Consider the following 3,841-nt stretch of genomic DNA (forward strand, 5'->3'; position numbering starts at 1 on the left):
CTGCGGCAAACTCAACATGGCTATCGAATCATGACGGAACAGCAGAAGCCCTTACCCACGATATTCTGCGAAGAACCAAAAAAACAGGACTCAAAGCTCACATCTCCTTACAGTATAAACTTATACGGGTTTACTTATCAGCACCCGCCAATAATTAATTTTTTTATATGATAATTTAATGTTATACTCATCCTTCGGTTCAGATGTTGAGCCGTACGCTTTCAAGTAATTTGTGCTTTTTTTTATTTGTCGGCTCATCTCATTGATAAAAAGCACGATTACGGTATCACACCTATGAATATTTACATTGGAAATCTGGACTACGAAGTAACTGAAGCTGACCTTCGCGATGCTTTCAGCGAATTTGGCGATGTTGGCAAGGCAAGCGTTATCATGGATAAATTCTCCGGTCGCTCCAAGGGTTTTGGCTTTGTTGAAATGTCAAACAACGAAGAAGCGAAACAGGCGATTTCGTCTCTGAACGAGAGCAGGCTCGGCTCCAGAAACATCAAGGTCAACGAGGCAAAGCCCCGCGAAGAGCGTTCTTCGTCAAGGTACTGAGCCATTGAGGTTTTGACGGACTACCGTTAAGGTATCCTTGTAACCGATCTATCGACGGTGATAATGTAATTATTTGCTCATCACCGTCGATTTTTATTTTCCCCTCCCCTGATTAAACAAAATCCCTTCGGCTTCGTTGTCATTACTTATCGTTCCCATCGCCTTCTTTTTTCAATGATTGTGGTAGTTTCTGCGTTTCGGGCGGTGAGAGCGCCGGAACTGGTTTTTGAAGTTCCGCGACTTTGGCTTTGTGCTGGCTGACCTCATTTTCAAGCGCATCAATGCGTTTGCGCTGACTCGATGATTTGAAAGTTTTCTTGAGCAGAGCTGGCGAAAGCACCAGCAGGCCAATCAGCACGCCGATGGCGAGTGTCGCCAACAAAACCAGCGAGAGCGAGCCAGTGATTGTCCAGCTAAAAAAAGATACGGTGACCAGCATCGAGTTCTGCAACGCAAACACCACAGCCAGAACCGCAATGAGAAGCGCGATAATCAAATAGAGTGTTGCCATGGTTCAAAAAAGAATGAGTTTTTGAAGTGACTTTGAGGGTAATATAATAAGCTTTGATTTATAGTTATACGAACGAACCAAAAGCTATTTTATTCAGTTTTCCACCCCTCACGATTCACAGCCTGTTCGAGGAAATCAAGCATCTCCTTTTCATGAACATCCGACTTGAGCAACTCCGACTGACGGCGACACTCCACCGCAAATCCGGAGCGCCGCGTATCCACCACCCAAATCAGCACTGGCCTCAACCCGCGATTCCGAAGCTTGTCTCGGTAAAGCTTGACTCTTTTAGTGACGATTTTCATGCGTTTTCTGCGGTTGCTGTGTTCAATTCGTTATATGCAAGGTAAGGGATGTAAAAAATATTTTCACGTCGCATCTCATTCCTTATCATAGGATTTAATTGCTCGCATTTTACAAATTATGATTATTTTATCTGGCACTTTCTTTTCTTAAAATTGTTGCCAACAGTTTGTATCTATAAGAAGTTGGCGATTTGGAGGCACAAAACTTACAACCTGCACGAAAGTTTGATTGAAAAACTGAACTTCATTTAACCACTGAACCGCCAATTTCTTATAACTGTTGTTATGTGTAGTACCTTATTGAAATCTTGAAAATAAGTCACTAAAGTTTTCAGGCGCTACTTCATTGATATTACTTCCATGTCTAACGTAGTACTTTCCGCTATATACAGAAGGTTTGTCTCCAGATTCAATTTTTAGTATAATAACGGTTTTGTCAAAATAATTAACTACTGAAATATTACGTAAAATATTATCCTTATCCCTTTCACTTATTGGTTCATTTTTTATTAATTGACTCAATTTAGTAAAGTATTTATCAATGTCACCATGATACTGTGTCGCTTCGGCATTTATTCCAGTAATATAAAAATTAGAATAAGCTTTATAATCAACCGTATATTTTTCCTTGTGTTTGTGCGCTGATTGTGGTGTATCTGCTACACCTATCAAACAATAGCCTGTGGAATTTTTTAATGTATTGGCCATTGCGGTTAAGGTTTTTATAATTTTGGAGAATAAGTCTTGGTTAAATTTTTCATTTCCTGATAAATCATGCAATCCCAATTTAAAATCATAAAGTGTTTGCTCTGTTGAGGACTGCATTAAGATATTCTCGAATTTAGGGCATCTCTAAAAAGTCTTATGAGGTAGCTGAATTAGTGAGAATTGCAGTGTGTAAGCGATTTTACAGATGTATTAATAAAGTTTTTTAGGTGATTTTCAGAGGAGTATTCGACTTTTTAGAGATGCCCTTTAGTTATCCACTGATTCCGTGCAGGGTCGTTGACTTCCGATTTAATAAATTTTCCTCGAATAACACCGCAAAGCGCATCAGATTGAGTTTGTTTTTCTTTTGCCGACCAATTACCACCACCAGCTGCTAAAGTGATTATCTTATCACCCGCTTTATCAAGTAGACTTAATAGTCCTTTATTATCTGATATTTTCAGACCTTCATCAATTAAGAGTTGATAAAATGATAAAAAGACGATTTGAAAATACCTTCCGATTTTTGCTTGTTGGTTATCAAAAAGTAGTGAGTTGAAATTTTTGCCTGAAGAGTTTATTACTTCAATTAATGTATCAAATACAAATTGTACGTTGCTTATTATTATTTCTTCATTTATTTTTTGAATTTGTATTTCAAGATTACTTGCCAATGAATTTGTGTCAGTACTTACACTATAACCATAAAGTTCATTTAATATTTCTGAACTTGATCTTATGCCCTTGCCTAGCACTACCCATGCTACAAGATCCGCGATTATTTCTTCATCTTTTGATTGGCGTAAATCTTCCTTAGAAATGATATTGTTCTTAACCCAAAAAATATCTTCAATTGAGATACCATAGTCTAAATTTCTATTTGTGATACTAATATTCTTCATAGAATTTAAGTCTAAAATATCTTTAGCGCTTGCGTCTCCTCGTATATTACTAGCGAGTTTTCTTACTATGCTCGCAAATTTACTTAATACCCCTGCTTGTCTTAATTCTTGATTTGATAAATGCCTTCCGCCTGAATTTAATCTTCTAAAAACTTCATCAATATGGCTTGTACCTGCTTCTTGGAATATGGACAGTGGGATTTGATATCTGACAATATTAGCGCAAACCTCCCTTTCTAGCATTGGGGTCTTTTGCGTGATAGTTCCATTATCTTTTAAAAGTTTTGTGTCAGCCATTGTGTCTAGGTCGAAATACGATCCTGCTATATCATATTCTTGATCAATGAATGACATTAATGCATTCATCCTCTGCATTCCATCAATTATTTCAAGTTGTTTCCCTTTTTCGGTTGAGACTTCTGCAAGTAAAACTAAAGGAACAGGATAGCCTTTTACAATAGAATCGATAAATGATCTTTTTTCTTCGAGCGACCATACAAGTTTTCTCTGATAACGTCTATTTACCAAATATTGTCTAGAAAGATATGAACCGTATAAGCTTTGTATACTTTCACCCTTTATTGATAAGTCTTTTGCTGTTGCCATTACTTTATTTTTAGTATTATTTGTTTCGTTATTGTTCATTAATATGTTTATTCTATTCAACATGTCTTAGTATTACACATAACTTGCTTATCTGTGCTACTTTGTTGCGCCTTACATGCCATATAGGGGGAATAGGCGCAATAAAATTGCGTGTTATTGATCCTCTGAATAATGGGCATCTCTAAAAAGTCTTATGAGGTAGCTGAATTAGTGAGAATTGCAGTGTGTAAGCGATTTTACAGATGTAT

The 3,841-nt window shown here is 37.2% G+C and carries 5 protein-coding genes; 1 reads left to right on the plus strand and 4 read right to left on the minus strand.

The genetic code is table 11. The features are described 5' to 3' along the window. Positions 1 to 294 precede the first annotated feature (294 nt). Positions 295 to 561 (plus strand): RNA recognition motif domain-containing protein, encoded by a 267-nt coding sequence (locus FGF66_RS12250; protein ID WP_069809495.1) that lies wholly within the window; start codon positions 295 to 297, stop codon positions 559 to 561. A gap of 142 nt (positions 562 to 703) precedes the next feature. Here FGF66_RS12250 and FGF66_RS12255 read toward each other — a convergent pair whose 3' ends face one another. The 4 genes from FGF66_RS12255 to FGF66_RS12270 form a co-directional block, all read right to left on the minus strand. Continuing rightward, positions 704 to 1,072, minus strand: a complete 369-nt coding sequence (locus FGF66_RS12255; RefSeq protein ID WP_139457918.1) for a LapA family protein — start codon at positions 1,070 to 1,072, stop codon at positions 704 to 706. An 89-nt stretch (positions 1,073 to 1,161) separates the two neighbouring features. Further along, positions 1,162 to 1,377, minus strand: coding sequence for an antitoxin MazE family protein (locus FGF66_RS12260; protein ID WP_139457919.1), 216 nt, complete (start codon positions 1,375 to 1,377; stop codon positions 1,162 to 1,164). 297 nt (positions 1,378 to 1,674) lie between these two features. Next, the gene (locus tag FGF66_RS12265) at positions 1,675 to 2,202 is read right to left on the minus strand and encodes an AlbA family DNA-binding domain-containing protein (protein WP_139457921.1); all 528 of its coding nucleotides are present in this window, start codon (positions 2,200 to 2,202) and stop codon (positions 1,675 to 1,677) included. A gap of 137 nt (positions 2,203 to 2,339) precedes the next feature. Next, positions 2,340 to 3,593: a DUF262 domain-containing protein gene (locus FGF66_RS12270; protein ID WP_170181380.1), complete on the minus strand. Its 1,254-nt coding sequence runs from the start codon at positions 3,591 to 3,593 to the stop codon at positions 2,340 to 2,342. Positions 3,594 to 3,841: the final 248 nt, after the last annotated feature.

The sequence above is a fragment of the Chlorobaculum thiosulfatiphilum genome, from assembly GCF_006265165.1.
GTDB lineage: Bacteria > Bacteroidota > Chlorobiia > Chlorobiales > Chlorobiaceae > Chlorobaculum > Chlorobaculum thiosulfatiphilum.

What these genes read in the sequence shown, in the direction of transcription:
- FGF66_RS12250 (WP_069809495.1), top strand. Translation starts at nt 295, where the DNA reads ATGAATATTTACATTGGAAATCTGGACTACGAAGTAACTGAAGCTGAC.
- FGF66_RS12255 (WP_139457918.1), bottom strand. Translation starts at nt 1,072, where the DNA reads ATGGCAACACTCTATTTGATTATCGCGCTTCTCATTGCGGTTCTGGCT.
- FGF66_RS12260 (WP_139457919.1), bottom strand. Translation starts at nt 1,377, where the DNA reads ATGAAAATCGTCACTAAAAGAGTCAAGCTTTACCGAGACAAGCTTCGG.
- FGF66_RS12265 (WP_139457921.1), bottom strand. Translation starts at nt 2,202, where the DNA reads ATGCAGTCCTCAACAGAGCAAACACTTTATGATTTTAAATTGGGATTG.
- FGF66_RS12270 (WP_170181380.1), bottom strand. Translation starts at nt 3,593, where the DNA reads ATGGCAACAGCAAAAGACTTATCAATAAAGGGTGAAAGTATACAAAGC.